The organism is Aeromonas sp. 600886, from assembly GCF_049174935.1.
Taxonomy (GTDB): Bacteria; Pseudomonadota; Gammaproteobacteria; order Enterobacterales; family Aeromonadaceae; genus Aeromonas; species Aeromonas veronii_A.
Window position 1 is genome coordinate 52600 of record NZ_JAAKUB010000006.1, and the last position, 15136, is coordinate 67735.

At 58.0% G+C, this 15136-nt stretch carries 18 protein-coding genes; 9 read left to right on the forward strand and 9 right to left on the reverse strand.

Going from position 1 to position 15136, the window contains the following annotated elements; translation table 11 throughout:
- Window positions 1–222 precede the first annotated feature (222 nt).
- Window positions 223–519: a hypothetical protein gene (locus G5179_RS06540; protein ID WP_139494910.1), complete on the forward strand. Its 297-nt coding sequence runs from the start codon at window positions 223–225 to the stop codon at window positions 517–519.
- A gap of 19 nt (window positions 520–538) precedes the next feature.
- Entirely contained in the window at window positions 539–889 is a 351-nt protein-coding gene (locus tag G5179_RS06545) for a hypothetical protein (RefSeq protein ID WP_042053367.1), read from the forward strand.
- A gap of 50 nt (window positions 890–939) precedes the next feature.
- Here the strand turns inward: G5179_RS06545 and G5179_RS06550 are convergent, their stop codons facing one another.
- From G5179_RS06550 to rpsF, 4 genes are all read right to left on the reverse strand, one after another.
- Window positions 940–1680: a ferredoxin--NADP reductase gene (locus G5179_RS06550; protein WP_201953778.1), complete on the reverse strand. Its 741-nt coding sequence runs from the start codon at window positions 1678–1680 to the stop codon at window positions 940–942.
- Window positions 1681–1781: 101 nt separating this feature from the next.
- Window positions 1782–2228, reverse strand: a complete 447-nt coding sequence (gene rplI, locus G5179_RS06555) for a 50S ribosomal protein L9 (RefSeq protein WP_005340490.1) — start codon at window positions 2226–2228, stop codon at window positions 1782–1784.
- Between the two features lie 52 nt (window positions 2229–2280).
- Window positions 2281–2511 (reverse strand): 30S ribosomal protein S18, encoded by a 231-nt coding sequence (rpsR, locus tag G5179_RS06560; RefSeq protein ID WP_005308890.1) that lies wholly within the window; start codon window positions 2509–2511, stop codon window positions 2281–2283.
- A gap of 30 nt (window positions 2512–2541) precedes the next feature.
- Window positions 2542–2928: a 30S ribosomal protein S6 gene (gene rpsF, locus G5179_RS06565; RefSeq protein ID WP_005308887.1), complete on the reverse strand. Its 387-nt coding sequence runs from the start codon at window positions 2926–2928 to the stop codon at window positions 2542–2544.
- Window positions 2929–3165: 237 nt separating this feature from the next.
- On the opposite strand from rpsF, the gene G5179_RS06570 reads away from it, so the two are divergent.
- The 3 genes from G5179_RS06570 to G5179_RS06580 all read left to right on the forward strand — a co-directional run bounded on the left by G5179_RS06570 (window position 3166) and on the right by G5179_RS06580 (window position 5965).
- The gene (locus tag G5179_RS06570) at window positions 3166–4389 is read left to right on the forward strand and encodes an Nramp family divalent metal transporter (protein ID WP_227341920.1); all 1224 of its coding nucleotides are present in this window, start codon (window positions 3166–3168) and stop codon (window positions 4387–4389) included.
- A 111-nt stretch (window positions 4390–4500) separates the two neighbouring features.
- A complete protein-coding gene (locus tag G5179_RS06575) occupies window positions 4501–5385 on the forward strand; it encodes a hypothetical protein (RefSeq protein ID WP_421258080.1) in 885 nt (294 codons plus the stop codon).
- 136 nt (window positions 5386–5521) lie between these two features.
- Entirely contained in the window at window positions 5522–5965 is a 444-nt protein-coding gene (locus G5179_RS06580) for a PACE efflux transporter (protein WP_005358045.1), read from the forward strand.
- Window positions 5966–6079: 114 nt separating this feature from the next.
- Here G5179_RS06580 and hupA read toward each other — a convergent pair whose 3' ends face one another.
- A complete protein-coding gene (hupA, locus tag G5179_RS06585; RefSeq protein ID WP_005340484.1) occupies window positions 6080–6352 on the reverse strand; it encodes a nucleoid-associated protein HU-alpha in 273 nt (90 codons plus the stop codon).
- A 337-nt stretch (window positions 6353–6689) separates the two neighbouring features.
- Between hupA and rsd the strand changes: the two genes are divergently transcribed.
- Together rsd and G5179_RS06595 are read left to right on the forward strand one after the other, a co-directional pair.
- Window positions 6690–7172, forward strand: a complete 483-nt coding sequence (rsd, locus tag G5179_RS06590; RefSeq protein ID WP_216952872.1) for a sigma D regulator — start codon at window positions 6690–6692, stop codon at window positions 7170–7172.
- A gap of 101 nt (window positions 7173–7273) precedes the next feature.
- Window positions 7274–7654: a PilZ domain-containing protein gene (locus tag G5179_RS06595; protein WP_216952871.1), complete on the forward strand. Its 381-nt coding sequence runs from the start codon at window positions 7274–7276 to the stop codon at window positions 7652–7654.
- 56 nt (window positions 7655–7710) lie between these two features.
- Here the strand turns inward: G5179_RS06595 and radA are convergent, their stop codons facing one another.
- Window positions 7711–9078, reverse strand: coding sequence for a DNA repair protein RadA (gene radA / locus G5179_RS06600; protein WP_005341318.1), 1368 nt, complete (start codon window positions 9076–9078; stop codon window positions 7711–7713).
- Between the two features lie 100 nt (window positions 9079–9178).
- On the opposite strand from radA, the gene G5179_RS06605 reads away from it, so the two are divergent.
- A complete protein-coding gene (locus G5179_RS06605; protein ID WP_421206094.1) occupies window positions 9179–11560 on the forward strand; it encodes a PilZ domain-containing protein in 2382 nt (793 codons plus the stop codon).
- Between the two features lie 38 nt (window positions 11561–11598).
- Here G5179_RS06605 and G5179_RS06610 read toward each other — a convergent pair whose 3' ends face one another.
- Window positions 11599–12504 (reverse strand): alpha/beta fold hydrolase, encoded by a 906-nt coding sequence (locus G5179_RS06610; protein ID WP_216952869.1) that lies wholly within the window; start codon window positions 12502–12504, stop codon window positions 11599–11601.
- A gap of 28 nt (window positions 12505–12532) precedes the next feature.
- Window positions 12533–13543, reverse strand: a complete 1011-nt coding sequence (serB, locus tag G5179_RS06615; protein WP_216952868.1) for a phosphoserine phosphatase SerB — start codon at window positions 13541–13543, stop codon at window positions 12533–12535.
- 119 nt (window positions 13544–13662) lie between these two features.
- Between serB and G5179_RS06620 the strand changes: the two genes are divergently transcribed.
- Entirely contained in the window at window positions 13663–14298 is a 636-nt protein-coding gene (locus G5179_RS06620; RefSeq protein WP_219265291.1) for an AhpA/YtjB family protein, read from the forward strand.
- Between the two features lie 60 nt (window positions 14299–14358).
- Here G5179_RS06620 and deoD read toward each other — a convergent pair whose 3' ends face one another.
- Window positions 14359–15075, reverse strand: coding sequence for a purine-nucleoside phosphorylase (deoD, locus tag G5179_RS06625; RefSeq protein WP_040096807.1), 717 nt, complete (start codon window positions 15073–15075; stop codon window positions 14359–14361).
- Window positions 15076–15136 lie beyond the last annotated feature (61 nt).

Here is a 15136-nt window from a genome sequence, read left to right on the forward strand (position 1 = left end):
TGCCGATTATAGTCGCCAGACTCGCACAGAGAAGGGCAAATGACTGAATTCCTTCAGATTGGCAACCAGCTGCCCAGAGTGCGACCAAAACGGACAAATCGGCAGCAGAAAAGCGATACAATTCCTCCCTGACTTGATCATGTGGTGAGATGAGGTGCGATTCCGCCCGGGTTCAGCCCAGATCCGTACACTCATCCACCGTTGCAATTATCCGAGGCCATCATGAACAGTACGACCACCTTGCTACTCTCCCTTCTTCTGGTTACCGGCGGCGCCGCTGCGACACAGCAATATCCAGAGAGCGGTGGCACCGAATTTTCCGTCGATGAGCTTAAATTCAATCTGGACTGGGATGACAAACAGTTCGGCTGGACCCAGAACGACTGCCTCACTCTGGATATCGGGGAGACCTCCACCGTCGACTGCAAGGCGGTCAAATTCAATCTGGAAGATGAAGAGAATCGCAACCAGCCACCGAAAACCAACCAGGTCCCTGCCAACTCGCAGAGCGACCAGTAACAACAGGAGTACCCTTGCGATGACCCAAGCTAAACACAACCCCGTTATCCGACGCGGCGCCCTGCTGCTTTCCCTGCTCATGGCGCACGGCATCGCGGTTGCGGCACCGCCAAGCAAAAATAGCGATGGCATCAAGATCTCCGGTGATGACATCAAGATCAATCTCGACTGGGATGACAAGGAGTACGACTGGTGGCAAGACAACTGTCTGGATCTTGGCATTGGCGACAGCCGGATCAAACTCAACTGCGACAAGATGGATGGCAAGTACCGGGATCACTACAACCGCAGCATCCACAGCGGCAATAACCCGGGACAGGGTCACGACAAACAGAAGGATAAAAACAAGGGTAACGGCAAGAAAAACTGACCCCCCCTTTCCTTATCCAGCAGGGGCCTGGCGCCCCTGTGCTGATTGTTTTACCAATAATTCTCCGCACTGATATTGCCCGGTGCCCGCCGCAGATTCTTGGCCAACCCCAGCGCCAGCAAGGTTTGCTGGGTCTCTTTCACCATCTCCGGATTGCCGCAGATCAGCACTTGGCTCAGCTCGGGTGAGAACTCCAACCCCACTCTAGCCTGCAGCTGACCATTGGCGATAGCCGCCGGGATCCGCCCTGCCATTGCATCGGGCCAAGGCTCGCGGCTGACAAAGGGGACATAGCAAAAACGCTCGCCATATTGCTCGGCAAAGCTGGCGATCAAATCCTGATAGCTCAGCTCTTCGCCTTTGCGCACCCCGTGCACCAGCACCAGATTCTCGAAACGGTTGAAGGCTTCCCCATCTGCCAACATGGAGAGGAAGGGGCCGATGGCAGTGCCAGTCGAGAGCAGCCAGAGATCGCGCCCGGCGGGCACCTCATCCAGCGTCAGGAAGCCGGTGGCCTGGGATTGCACCAGCAATGTATCGCCCGCTTGCAGCAAGCCAAGGGACGGAGTCAGCTCACCGCTCGGGATCTCGACCAGATAGAACTCGTGGTATGGCGCAGAGGGGGGATTGACGAAGGAGTAGGCGCGCTGAATGCGGCGATCGCCCTGCTCGAGGGCCAGCTTGGTGAATTGGCCTGCCTTGTAGGGGACCAGCTCGGCCGCTACCCGCAGGGAGAACAGGGTGGGTGTCCATTCGATGCGTTCGATGACGCGACCTTCTACCCAAGCCATAATGATCTCCTCCAGTGGAACAGACCTTCACTCTACCCCCGGGCCGGAAAATAAAAAACCCGCGCAAGAGCGCGGGTTTTTTCTGCAAAAGCGAATCGCTATTACAGGGCAACAACCTGGATCTGTACGGTTGCTTTAACGTCAGCGTGCAGCTGAACAGCAACTTCGTAGTCACCGGTGTTACGCAGAACGTTGCCCATGCGGACTTCGCTCTTGGCAACGGCTACGCCGGCAGCAGTGATGGCTTCAGCCACGTCACGGGTACCGATGGAACCGAACAGCTTGCCTTCGTCGCCAGACTTGGAAGCGATAACCACGGTAGCCAGTTCGGCCAGCTTGGCAGCACGCTCTTCAGCAGCAGCTTTGTTGGCAGCCAGTTTGGCTTCCAGCTCAGCGCGACGAGCACCGAAAGCTTCGATGTTGGCTTTGGTGGCCATAACAGCTTTGCCTTGCGGGATCAGGTAGTTACGGGCATAACCAGATTTCACGGAAACTTGGTCACCCAGACCGCCCAGTTTGGCGATTTTGTCGAGCAGGATAACTTGCATTACCTTTCCTCTATAAATTTCGTTGAGTTAGGCTTAAGTGCCGGGCCGATTCTTACTTGTTGTGCAGATCGGTGTACGGCAGCAGAGCCAGGTAACGAGCACGCTTGATGGCGCGTGCCAGCTGACGCTGATACTTGGCGCGGGTACCGGTGATACGGCTCGGTACGATCTTGCCAGATTCAGTGATGTAGTTTTTCAGAGTAACGATATCTTTGTAGTCGATCTCGGTAACGTTCTCGGCGGTGAAGCGGCAGAACTTACGACGACGGAAATAACGTGCCATGGCCTTTATCCTCTAGTCAGTGATCCAGAATTACTCTTCGGAAGCAGCTTCAGTAGCTTCTTCGCGGCGCTCGTCGTCACGACGGGTGAAGCGCTCTTCTTTGGCCTTGGCCATCGGAGAAACTTCAGTCACGGCGTGCTTGGTGCGCATGATCATGTTGCGGATAACGGCATCGTTGAAGCGGAAGTTGGTTTCCAGCTCATCGATAACGGCTTGCTCTGCTTCTACGTTCATCAGAACGTAGTGGGCTTTGTGCAGTTTGTCGATCGGGTAAGCCAGCTGACGACGGCCCCAATCTTCCAGGCGATGAATGGTACCACCGGAGGTGGTGATGGCGCCGGTGTAACGCTCGATCATGCCGGGAACTTGCTCGCTCTGGTCCGGATGAACCATGAAGACGATTTCGTAATGACGCATTTTAGCTCCTTACGGATTAATTCAGCCTCCGCCCAGGTGCAGCCAGACCTCGGAGGCAAGGAACATAAAGGTGTTTAGTCGCTGCTTTTCTAGGGCGGCGTATTGTACGAAATCACATCCCTCACTGCAACTGACCGCCTTAAATGTTTTTCCCGATGTAAATCATCAGAAACAACAATTGATAACGATTATCATTTAGATCTATTCTCTCTCCATATCCTTATGGAGGGTGATGCCATGCAACCCGCACTGACGACTACGATTCCAGCCCGCAAATTCAAACTGACCCTGCTCGGGCCTGCCTTTATCGCCGCCATCGGCTATATCGACCCGGGCAACTTCGCCACCAATATTCAGGCGGGCTCTACCTTTGGCTACCAGTTGCTCTGGGTAGTGGTATGGGCCAACTTGATGGCCATGCTGGTGCAAACCCTCTCGGCCAAACTCGGCATCGTCACCGGCAAAAATCTGGCGGAGCACATCCGCGACCGACTGCCGAAACCGGCGGTCTGGGCCTACTGGGTGCAGGCAGAGATCATCGCCATGGCCACCGATCTCGCCGAATTTATCGGCGCCGCCGTCGGCTTCAAGCTGCTGCTTGGCGTGACCTTGCTTGAAGGGGCCTGCATCACCGCCGTGGTGACCTGGGGGATCCTGATGCTGCAATCCCGCGGCCAGAAACCGCTGGAGTTCGTGGTGGGCGGCCTGCTGCTGTTCGTGGCGGCGGCCTACATCGTCGAGCTGGTGTTCTCCCGCCCCCATCTGCCTAGCCTGCTGGAGGGCGCCCTCTTCCCCGGCCTGCCCAACAGTGACGCCGTCTATCTGGCGGCCGGCGTGCTCGGCGCCACCGTGATGCCCCACGTTATCTACCTGCACTCGGCACTGACCCAGCACACCCAGGATCAGGGCTCGGTCCCCCAGCGGCTGCACACCACCCGGGTCGATGTGGCGATTGCCATGACCATCGCCGGCTTCGTCAATCTGGCCATGATGGCCATGGCGGCGGCCGCCTTCCACAGCTCCGGCAACCAGCAAGTAGCCGAGCTGGAGTCGGCCTACCAGACCCTCACCCCGCTGCTGGGTCAGGCGGCCGCGACTCTGTTCGGCCTCTCGCTGGTCGCCTCCGGCATCAGCTCTACCGTGGTGGGCACGCTGGCCGGCCAAGTGGTGATGCAGGGCTTCGTGCGCTTCACCATCCCGCTCTGGCTGCGCCGCGCCATCACCATGGCCCCTGCCTTCGTGGTAATCGCCATGGGCCTCAACACCACCGAGATCCTGGTGCTGAGCCAGGTGGTGCTGAGCTTCGGCATCGCGCTGGCGCTCATCCCGCTGCTGATATTGACCGGCGATCGCGCCCTGATGGGGGAGTATCGCAACCACCCGGTGACCCAGGCGGTCGGCCGCCTCATCGTCGCCCTGGTGATCGGGCTCAACGCCTACCTGCTGGTCGCCATGATCTAGCGAACCGTCAAACCGAGAAGAGGGGCTCATTAACTCTGGTTAATGAGCCTCTTCGCACTTTGGCGTATGCTGCCGCTTTCTTTTCTCATTTATCGTTGCGGGAGCCTTGCCATGGAACATACCCGAGTCAGCTTCGTGCTGGGCCATCATCAGGAGCAAGCCAGCGTGGTCTGCTGTCAGCGTGGCGACACCACACTGCTGGTCACCGACCTCACCCCCTTTCATCCCCAGAGCCACCTCTGGCCCGATCAGCCGGGGGATGTGGGCCATGCTCGCTGGGAAGGGGGCGAAGCCGCCATTGGCCCTTGCCGGATGGGGGCTATCAGCCCGGATGGCAAGCTGTTTGTCGATACTGCGATTCCGGTAAAACGGGGGGCTGAAGGGTGGCGTTTCGTGGTGGTCCATCCAATGACCGGTGACCACGCGCTAGCCGTTGGCAGCCAGGTCGAATTGCAAGTAGATAGCGCTGCCCGCCACGCCCTGAGTCTGGGCCATAGCGGCTGCCATCTGGCCGCGCTGGCGCTCAATCGAGTACTGACTCCCTACTGGCGCAAGGAGGTAAGCGAGCGCGATGCACTGGGCCAGCCCGACTTCGATCGTCTTGCTATTCAAAGCTCGCGGGTCGAGCCTTGCGGATCGTGGGAGCAGTACCGAATCGGCAAGAGCCTGCGCAAGAAAGGAGTCAACAGCGAGGCGCTGCTGGCAGATCTGGCGCTGATTGAAGAGAAAGTCAACCAACAACTGGCCGACTGGGTAGCAAGCGGAGCTGACATTCGCCGAAGCCGGGCCGGCGAGGCGATCATCGACTCCCGTTACTGGCACTGCTCGCTGGAAGGCCAGGAGGTCACCATCCCCTGTGGCGGCACCCATGTTGCCTCGCTCGCCGAGTTGGGAGAGGTCAAGGTAGAGCTCACTCAAGTGGAAGAGGGCTTTGCCATGCTGACCCGGGTCACGCCAACCGGCGCCAGAGTCGCAGACTTGACCACTCAGGGCTAACGCCCAAGTTGGCAATAGAGACGTATCGCAAATGAGGGGGCATCATCATGCCCCTCAACGCCCGTCATGACGGGCCGATGCTTCTCTTTTAACCACTCCCTGATTAGAATGCGCCTCCCACAGGAGGCACATCCCCATGAGTAGTACCCAACTACGCACCACCCCCGATCGACTTCGTTATCTGGTTCTCTACGAAGGCATCGGGCTGGCACTGGTCGCACCGCTGATCAGCCAGTTGTTCGGTCAGGGCGTCGCCGAGGTCGGTTCACTGGCCATCTTCTTCTCCATCGTCGCCACCGCCTGGACCTACGGCTGGAACCTGTTGTTCGACAAGGGGTTGCTCAAACTTTGCGGACGCACTAACAAGCGACCACTGGACCGCTTCCTGCACGCGTTTGGCTATGAGGCGAGCTTTATGATGCTCTCCCTCCCCTGCGTCATGTTCTGGCTCGATTTGGGAGTGTGGGACGCCCTGATGCTGGATCTCGGCTTCGTCGCCTTCTACCTCGTCTACATCATGGTCTTTACCTGGGCCTATGAGCGGATCTGGCCGCTGCCATCCAACCCGCAAACGGCATAAGGCCTCAGCCGCAACGAGGCCGACAAAAGGAAAAGTCAGGAAGGATGGGAGAATCCCATAAAAACAATGCCAGTCAGCAAGCTGACTGGCATTGGACAAAACAGACTTTCGGACTTACTTGACTGCGTCTTTCAGAGCCTTGCCAGCCACGAATGAAGGCACGTTGGCAGCAGCAATCTGGATCTCTTTACCAGTTTGCGGGTTACGACCGGTGCGGCCTGCGCGGTGGGTGACCTTGAAGGTGCCAAAACCGACCAGTTGCACAGCATCGCCTTCTTTCAAGCTCTGGGTAATACCATTGATGATCTCTTCCAGAGCCACTTTGGCCTGAGCTTTGCTCAGATCTGCTTTGGCGGCAATCGCATCGACAAGTTGAGCTTTGTTCATAACATTTCCTTTATGATCGGGCATTTAGCGCTGGGTCACTCTATGCAAAAAAAAACGCACAGGCAAAGCCTTTATCGAGCCGAACGCGTCAAACGCTGGGGTTTTCATCAAGATCTGCGGAAATAGTCACATTCCACACGCGAAAAACCGTGAGCAGGCCTGAAACCTGCTAGCACGCAGACACAATCCGCTGACTATTTCTTCGCCACTTAACATTATCCCCCCATGGCTATTGACGCTTGCCCAGATTTTCCCTAGTTATAGGTTGTGTCACTGCTCAAACGGCTCGGAATACCGAACAATCGGCCAGCCTTTGCCCCACGGAGGGATAGGGATTATGTTGACGAAACTGGAACAGACCAAGCAGGCGCTGGCAGGCAAGCATAAAGCTATCGACGACTGGCTGGATGCAAGGCAAGCGTTGCTGGTTGGATACATGCAGCTGGCAGGCCTTACTCCGGCGCGGACCAAGCAACGCAGCCTGCCCAAAACAGAAGAGCTGCATCAGTTTTGCGACCGCCTAGTCGACTATGTCAGCGCGGGCCATTTCGAGATCTACCACCACGTCGTCACCGCCTTCGAGCAAGCCAGCGGCGAAACACTGGAGCTGGCCAAGCGCATTTATCCCCATATTCGTGCCACTACCGAGTTTGCCCTCGAATTCAACGACAAATACAGTGATGCCGACGAGGCCCAACTGCTACTGCTCGATGATGACCTCAACGAATTGGGTCCGGTACTGGAGGATCGCTTCAAACAGGAAGATCGTCTGGTCAAGGCACTCCATGTGGTGGAGTTCCTCAGTGCCCAGCAAGCCTGATTGCTATTTTCGGAGCAAGTTCAAGATACTGGCAGCCAAGGTGCATTACACTCAGAGCAATGATTCCCTGTGTCCAGCTGATTCCAAACTAGGAGATGAGCATGTCTGAGCGCCGCCGTTTTGCACGGATCCTCTATTTGACCACGGCCGAACTCACCCAGGGGGAGCACAAGTGGCAGACTCAGCTTGTCGACATATCCCTGCAGGGCGCCCTGTTAATCCGACCGGATGATTGGGAGAGCCGTGACAACAAGGAGTACCAGCTCAGTTTTGTCCTGAGTGGCAGCGACATCGAGATCAAGATGCAGGTCGAGCTAACCCATGAAGCCAGCAAGAAGCTGGGGTTCTACTGCCACCACATCGACATCGACAGTGCCACCCACCTCAAGCGGATGATAGAGCTCAACGTAGGTGACGAAGAGCTGCTGCATCGGGAGCTGGAACAGCTGTTGAACGAGCATCAGGAGCACAACCAGTCGTAACGACGCCCGGCCAGACATGGTGCTCTTTTCTGTTCATTCAGCCTCTATTGCTACGGTTATAACGCCTCGAGCGCCTCTGATAACTTCTTGACCGGCACCACTTCCATCCCCTCGATAGGATGCTTGGGGGCATTGGCGTGCGGCACGATGGCACGACGAAAACCGTGTTTGGCCGCTTCCTGCAGCCGCTCCTGACCAGAGGGGACAGGACGGATCTCCCCTGAGAGCCCCACTTCGCCAAACACCACCAGATCCTTGGGCAGCGCCTGATCCCGGAAACTGGAGACCATCGCCAGTAGCAGCGCCAGATCCGCACTGGTCTCCTCGACCTTGACCCCGCCAACCACGTTGATGAAGACATCCTGATCCGCCATCTGCAGCCCACCGTGACGGTGCAGCACCGCCAGCAACATGGCGAGCCGGTTGTGATCCATCCCCACCGCTACCCGACGCGGGTTGGAGAGCTGGGAGTAATCCACCAGCGCCTGCAACTCCACCAGCAGCGGCCGGGTGCCCTCCCAGATCACCATGACGATGGAACCGGGCGCCTGCTCCTGCCCCCGACTGAGGAAGATGGCGGAGGGATTGCTCACCTCGCGCATCCCCTGTTCAGTCATGGCAAAGACCCCCAGCTCGTTGACCGCACCGAAGCGGTTCTTGTGAGAGCGCAGAGTCCGAAAACGGGAGTCATGGCCACCGTCAAGCAGCACAGAGCAGTCGATGCAGTGTTCCAGTACCTTGGGGCCAGCCAGACTGCCATCCTTGGTCACATGACCCACCATGAAGATGGCCACATGGTTCTGCTTGGCGTAACGGGTCAGTAACGCTGCTGCCTCACGCACCTGTGAGACCGAACCGGGAGAAGATTGGACATCCGCCACATGCATCACCTGAATGGAGTCGATCACCATGATCTGCGGCTGCTCCTGCTGGGCAATCAGGCAGATCTGCTCAACGCTGGTCTCGGAGAGCATCCGTAGCTTGTCGGTAGGCAAACCAAGGCGGTTGGCCCGCATTGCCACCTGCTGGAGCGACTCCTCACCGGTGACATAGAGAGTTTTCATCCGCTCTGCCAGACCACACATGGTCTGCAGCAGCAGGGTCGATTTACCCGCCCCCGGGTTACCACCGATCAGAATCGCCGAGCCGGGCACCACACCGCCACCAAGCACCCGATCCAACTCCTTGAAACCGGAAGTAAAACGGGGGATTTCGGTGGTGGCGATCTCTGCCAGTGTCTGTACCTGACTGCCGACCGCGCCGGCATAACCGGTGTAACGGGCACTCTTGCCTGCGGGAGTGACGGAGCCAAGGCGTACCTCGGTGATGGTATTCCACTCCTTGCACTCGCTGCATTGACCTTGCCAGCGTGTGAAGTCGGCACCACATTCGGAACAAACATAAGCAGTTTTATTTTTAGCCATTGATAACTCGGGGACAGGATGAATTCCTGCTTGATATACTTGTTTGCGACCGACAGATCAAACCCAGAATCGGAAAAGTGACTTTCCGTGGCAGGAACACATGGATTCAGTACACCAACAACATCTGATTGAACAACTTGTACCCCTGCTGCGGGAGAAAGATTTCGAAGAGATCTTCAACCGTCTGACCCAGGACGAAAACAGTAACGGCCGTTTTCTGATCAAGATGGAGCTCAATCGCAAATGCTCCCCTTGCCGCAGGGTTATCGACATGCGCGATGAACTGGAGGACGAGTGCCTGGTGCACGAGTTCGACGGTATCACCCACTTTATGCCGGCCGAGGCCATCGGACTGTTTCAGTCCCAGTGCTATCTCTACCGTGACGCCTATACCCTTGGCGTTTACGAAGCGCTGCAACAATGGCAAAAGAACCATCACCACGCCCGGGTGGATGGCCTGCTGCAACCCCCTGTCAGCCCCTTCCGGCAATACGACGTCAACACCATCGTCTTTGCCAGTTACTACGGGCGACGACAAGAGCGGATGCACTTCAGCTCGCCCTTGCTCATCAAACTTCATGACGGGGAGAAGTTGTTCGCCAAAAGTTCCGATCTTTCCCTCGGCGGCATGAGAGTCTCGGTCCCCTATTTGCCCAATTACCAGACCGGCGCTCAGGTCGAGGTCTTCTTTACCGGGCTGGAGCGGGATCACCCCAATCCGGTGCTGCATCAGCCGGTCGGTTACCAGATCCTCGGTGAAGAGAGCAAGGAAGGGAAGTATTGGCTGAGGCTGGTACGCTCCGGTGAGCAGCCCGCCTTCGATGCCTTCCTCAGCGACTTTATCGAAGCCAACAAGATCCGCTATCGGGTCAGCGTCGACTATCTGCTCTCCGCCGCCATCATCAAGGGATATGAGCAGTTCTACCTGCCACGGATGACCGGCATGCCGCTCTTCTTCAGCACAGGAGACTGTCCCTCACTCGAGATAGCACTGCGCACCGAGAACAACCAGCACCTGCTGGAGTATTGGCGCGACGAGAAAAACCGCGATGCCCTGGCGGGACTCTTCTCAGCAAAACGGATGAAACGCCTCTGCCCTGCTCCCGGCACCACGACCGAAACCCTCATCTACTGCTTCACCCACACGGTACGCAGCCATATCTATTTCTTCTCTGCCACTGCTGAAGAGCTGCGCCAGAGTGGTCTCACCGCCCTCTTCTTCCAGGTGGGCTCCCGACGTCCCAGCTGGCGTGTCTACAAGTTTTCACTGGAGGCGTGTGAATCGCTGGAGGCAGATGTAGGGCAGTTGCAGGGGGTCGAAAATTCGCAACTGCAGGATATTCTGTTACTCGAACGTCTCAAACTGATTGGGTATTGCGGCCTGCTGCAGGAGATCAGTCTGGAGTCCCAACGGGAGGAGTTCCGCCCGGAGGGCGAGCTGGGCAATAATGCCAATGAATTGCAACGTTTTGGTCACGAGCTGGGCGTTGCCCCCTTCGAGATTGAATCCCTGCACTATGTCCAGTTGCGCAAGGAGCTGCGCTATATCCACAAAACAGCCGTTGCCATCCATCACAATGGCAAGTCATGGCTTGGCTGGACCCGAGATATTTCTGCCCATGGCCTGCAGGTCGAGCTGGAAGATGCCTTTATCGGCGAGAAAAACGATGTGGTGACCATCGCCCTGCCCCGTCTGCAGGAGTTATCCAAGAGCATGGATCTGCAGCATCTCTCCTACCGGCTGGTTAGTCTCAACATGACTCGCACCGTGCTGCACCTCTGTATCGACGGGGATTCCGATCGTCATACCGGTCGTCAGTTCTTCAGCCTGCTGATCGAGAGCAACCAGAACAAGCTCAAGGCGGCGCAGGAGCAGCGCCGTTATCGCGGACTGGCGCGAGCCCTGCGCAATATTTACACCCACCACCTGTTCAACTCACCGGTCTATATCAACAAACTGAAGGGTGCCCCCAAGCCAGCCGCCATCGGCAAGTCACTCACTCCGCGCAGCCTGCAACAACTGTTAACCGCCTGTGCCGAGCAACCTGAGCAGGAGAACCTCTATCCGCTGTTTCAGGGGGAGTTGTTCAAGGAGCTGCTGATGAATCCGTTGCGAGCCATCGAGCGGGAGGACAAACCGCGTGAAGATGAGGTCTATATTGCCAGCATCCAGACCAAGGCAGGCCTCCCCATCTTCACCAGCCGCCTCGCCAGCAGCTTTAGCAACCTAAAAGAGAAGCGCCAGTTCATCGAGCTGGCACTGCAGCAGGGAGAATTCTACTCGGTGCTGGTCGGCATCTCCCGCACCGGACGCCCCGACACCAACTTCATTGCCAATGAGCTGGACTACATCGCCAAGTTCGCCATTCACAAGGCAAAGCGGCTGGAAGAGGAGTTGTGGAGTGTCGTGGGGGTTGGCGAGCTGACCGACACCACCCAGGCAACTCTGTTCCGGTTCGGCATCACGCAGCCGCCCCGCTGATCCCATCGACACGGGCGCACTATGTGCCCTGTTTTTTGTCATGCTGCCTGCGGATTGAGCAGCCATTCCAGGATCCGGGGAAAGTGATCCTCCTGCGCCTGCGGGGCGGTCAGCATATTGATGTGGTCATAGTCAAGCCGGTTGCCATTATCACGCCCCAGGCGGGTGTGACGAGCAGCCGAGCCTATCTCGTCGCTGAAACGGCGCACATCGGTCGGATGGCCCAATACCTTGTCGGCTCTGGCAGAGATCATCCAGAGTGGCGGCCAGTTGACCCGTGCCGCCCCTTCGTCATAGGCAAAACCGTCGTGAGGATCCCGCCAGGGGCCACACTTGACCCAGGGGATGGTCTCCTGCAGATAGCGCAGCGGCTCGTCGTCAGCACCTATCTTCAGAGTGCGAGCAGCCAGAAAACCACGGCGGCGAGCCAGCCAGGGGGCCAGCCGATTCCAGATCAGATCCACCTTCAGCCAGCGCTCGGGATTGTGCACCGACACGCCGCGTTTGGTACCAAAAAACAGCAGACTGGCCACCTGCTCCGCCAGCTCGGGAAAGCGCACCAGGGTCGAGGCCATGATGACGCCACCCCAGGAGTGGGCCACCCAGTGCACCTTGAAGCCATGATGGCGCTCGGCAATCCAGCGATGCAGGGCGGGCAAGTCCTCGGTGATTAGCTCGTGCTGGCCGTGCTCCGCCTGCTCGGCGATGGCCGGAGTGCTGAGCCCCCGTCCCCGCAAATCAGCCACATAGACCTGATAGCCGTGGCGGGCCAAAAAACAAGCCAGCCCCTTGCCCGATTCGGTGTAAAAGATGCGGCCGTTCTCGATGGCGCCGTGCACCATCAGGATCGGCTCGCCATGCACGGCGACCCGGGGTTTGATGTGGCGAACATGCAGTTGATGGGCGCCACAGGGGATAAACAGAGACTGCTGCAACAATTCCATTTTTATTGGTTTCCTCCTTGAAACACAGTCAGCGCTTGTCCCAGCGTTGTTCGCTGCAGGCCCGCGCCGCCAGCAGGCAGATCACCCCCTCCAGATCGTGATGATTGAGGGTGGCCGCAGCCTGCGCCCGCACCAGCGGCTTGGCATGAATAGCAATCCCAAGACCTGCCACGCCCATCATCTTGAGATCGTTAGCACCATCGCCGATGGCCACGGTCTGGGCGGCAGCAATGCCGTACTCCTGAGCAAGCTGCTGTAACACCTCGGCCTTGACGCTGGCATCAACGATGCGCCCGCTCACCTTGCCAGTCAGCTGACCCCCTTCCACCGCCAGCTCGTTGGCGAAGATAGCATCGAGCCCCAGCGCCTGCTGCAACTCGCCGGCAAAACGGGTAAAACCGCCGGAGGCGATGGCCACCTTCCAGCCAGCCTCTTTGAGGGTATCGACCATCAGTTGCAAGCCGGGCATCCACGGCATGTTGGCGGCCACCTCGTCGAGAATGGTGACCGGCGCTCCAGCCAGCAGGGCCACCCGGTTGCGCAGACTGTCGGAGAACTCCAGTTTGCCCTGCATGGCAGCAGCTGTTACCGCCGCCACCTGATCGCCGACCCCCGCCAGCCGCGCGATCTCGTCGATGCACTCGATACGGATCGCGGTGGAATCCATGTCCATCACCAACAGGCCGGGTTCGCTCAGGGTGGGTAGTGCCGGCAGGTGGCAGAGATCGATCTCCCACTCACCGCTCTTGAGCTCGGCCACCAACTCGGAAGAGAAGCGATCGCAGCCAAGCAGCAGCAGCGGCACCTCCGTCACCTCGGTGGGAGGATAGAGGGTGGCCACCAGCCCCTGCGCAGCCAACAGTGGTGACAGATGCGTCAGATGGGAGGCGCCCAGCCCCTTGCCAAACAGTACCAACCAGCCGCCCGCCTGCGGGGTCTCTGTCGGTTGCAACGCATCGGCGTTGAGCTGCCAACAGGGTGAGCCGGACAACAACGCAGGCCAATCGGATAACAGAGGGGGGAGCCGGGACAACAACATAAGAGATACGCCTTCCTTGGTGATCAGGGGGTTAACAATGCTGACCCAGAGTAGCGTATTGCTTTTTGCGCAGGCAAGCGCCAAGATCCGGCACTCATTGTCAGCATGAGGTCTCGCGCTTGCAGCGTCATCTTCCCATCAAACGTGTACTCAGTCTGGTAGCCGGCCTGCTGCTCGGCTGCTGGGTACTGGTTGTTCTCCTTCATATGCAGGGAGAGAGCCAGGCTGCGCTGCACACCGAAGCACGCAACCGCGCCCAGGCACTGGTCGCCTATGCTGCCCGCGACATGAAGCGCTGGATCAAGGAGGAGAACAGCAGTGAGCTGGAACGGCTGGCCCGGGATCTGGCGACCGAGCCGGAGATCCTCGATGTCACACTCTATGATGGACGCGGCATTCCCCTCGCCCAGTCGGAACAGGCCGTACCGCTGGAGAGCCTGCTACCCATCGGTGACAATAACAAATCGATGCCGGAACAAGGCAAGGGGCGGATCCAGTTCGTACAGGAGGTCCTGGATGGCGATCAGACACTGGGCTACCTGCGCATCACCCTGGAAGAGCAGCAGATGCTGGCGGACAAGGACACCAGACTCAAAACGATTCAGGAGAAACAGCGGCTGATATTGCTGATTGCGCTGCTGGCAGGTCTGCTTATCTCCTATGGCATTCGTCGCAACTATATGCGAGTGCGCAAGCACAAAAAACGAAGTCCTCCACCCTCCCCGCCGCCAACCAACAATGATGCGGCGCAGTAAACGGATAAAGAAACGGCGACCAGAGGTCGCCGTTTTTGCATGGTTCCAGAGGCTGCGGGATTAGTTGTCGCCCAACAGGACGGAATCCAGCGCGATTTCGATCATATCGTTGAAGGTCAGCTGACGCTCTTCAGAGGTGGTCTGCTCACCGGTACGGATATGGTCGGAGACGGTGCAGATGGTCAGCGCCTTGGCACCGTACTCTGCGGCCACGCCGTAGATACCGGCGGCTTCCATCTCGACACCCAGGATGCCGTATTTTTCCATGACGTCGAACATGGAGGGGTCCGGGGTGTAGAACAGGTCGGCGGAGAAGATGTTACCGACGCGCACGGCAACGCCCTTGTTCTTGGCGGCCTGCACGGCATTGGCAACCAGGTCGAAGTCAGCGATGGCAGCGAAGTCGTGATCCTTGAAGCGCAGACGGTTTACTTTGGAGTCGGTGCAGGCACCCATACCGATCACCACGTCACGCAGTTTCACGTCTTCACGCACGGCACCACAGGAGCCCACACGGATCAGGGTCTTCACACCGTAATCGGTGATCAGCTCTTTTGCGTAGATGGAGCAGGAGGGGATACCCATGCCGTGGCCCATTACGGAGATACGACGGCCCTTGTAGGTACCGGTAAAGCCGAACATGTTGCGCACGTCGCAGATCTGCTCGACGTTCTCCAGGAAAGTTTCAGCGATGTACTTGGCGCGCAGGGGGTCGCCCGGCATCAGCACGGTATCAGCAAAGGCGCCATCTTTCGCATTGATATGAGGAGTTGCCATTCTCTTGATTCCTTCACACTAGGTTGAGTTTTATTGTTTTATAAATTGCCCGCCGCCGAAG

What these genes read in the sequence shown, in the direction of transcription:
- serB (WP_216952868.1), bottom strand. Translation starts at nt 13,543, where the DNA reads ATGTTGTTGTCCCGGCTCCCCCCTCTGTTATCCGATTGGCCTGCGTTG.
- rplI (WP_005340490.1), bottom strand. Translation starts at nt 2,228, where the DNA reads ATGCAAGTTATCCTGCTCGACAAAATCGCCAAACTGGGCGGTCTGGGT.
- G5179_RS06550 (WP_201953778.1), bottom strand. Translation starts at nt 1,680, where the DNA reads ATGGCTTGGGTAGAAGGTCGCGTCATCGAACGCATCGAATGGACACCC.
- radA (WP_005341318.1), bottom strand. Translation starts at nt 9,078, where the DNA reads ATGGCTAAAAATAAAACTGCTTATGTTTGTTCCGAATGTGGTGCCGAC.
- G5179_RS06605 (WP_421206094.1), top strand. Translation starts at nt 9,179, where the DNA reads ATGGATTCAGTACACCAACAACATCTGATTGAACAACTTGTACCCCTG.
- deoD (WP_040096807.1), bottom strand. Translation starts at nt 15,075, where the DNA reads ATGGCAACTCCTCATATCAATGCGAAAGATGGCGCCTTTGCTGATACC.
- hupA (WP_005340484.1), bottom strand. Translation starts at nt 6,352, where the DNA reads ATGAACAAAGCTCAACTTGTCGATGCGATTGCCGCCAAAGCAGATCTG.
- G5179_RS06570 (WP_227341920.1), top strand. Translation starts at nt 3,166, where the DNA reads ATGCAACCCGCACTGACGACTACGATTCCAGCCCGCAAATTCAAACTG.
- G5179_RS06580 (WP_005358045.1), top strand. Translation starts at nt 5,522, where the DNA reads ATGAGTAGTACCCAACTACGCACCACCCCCGATCGACTTCGTTATCTG.
- G5179_RS06545 (WP_042053367.1), top strand. Translation starts at nt 539, where the DNA reads ATGACCCAAGCTAAACACAACCCCGTTATCCGACGCGGCGCCCTGCTG.
- G5179_RS06575 (WP_421258080.1), top strand. Translation starts at nt 4,501, where the DNA reads ATGGAACATACCCGAGTCAGCTTCGTGCTGGGCCATCATCAGGAGCAA.
- G5179_RS06595 (WP_216952871.1), top strand. Translation starts at nt 7,274, where the DNA reads ATGTCTGAGCGCCGCCGTTTTGCACGGATCCTCTATTTGACCACGGCC.
- rpsR (WP_005308890.1), bottom strand. Translation starts at nt 2,511, where the DNA reads ATGGCACGTTATTTCCGTCGTCGTAAGTTCTGCCGCTTCACCGCCGAG.
- G5179_RS06540 (WP_139494910.1), top strand. Translation starts at nt 223, where the DNA reads ATGAACAGTACGACCACCTTGCTACTCTCCCTTCTTCTGGTTACCGGC.
- G5179_RS06610 (WP_216952869.1), bottom strand. Translation starts at nt 12,504, where the DNA reads ATGGAATTGTTGCAGCAGTCTCTGTTTATCCCCTGTGGCGCCCATCAA.
- rsd (WP_216952872.1), top strand. Translation starts at nt 6,690, where the DNA reads ATGTTGACGAAACTGGAACAGACCAAGCAGGCGCTGGCAGGCAAGCAT.
- rpsF (WP_005308887.1), bottom strand. Translation starts at nt 2,928, where the DNA reads ATGCGTCATTACGAAATCGTCTTCATGGTTCATCCGGACCAGAGCGAG.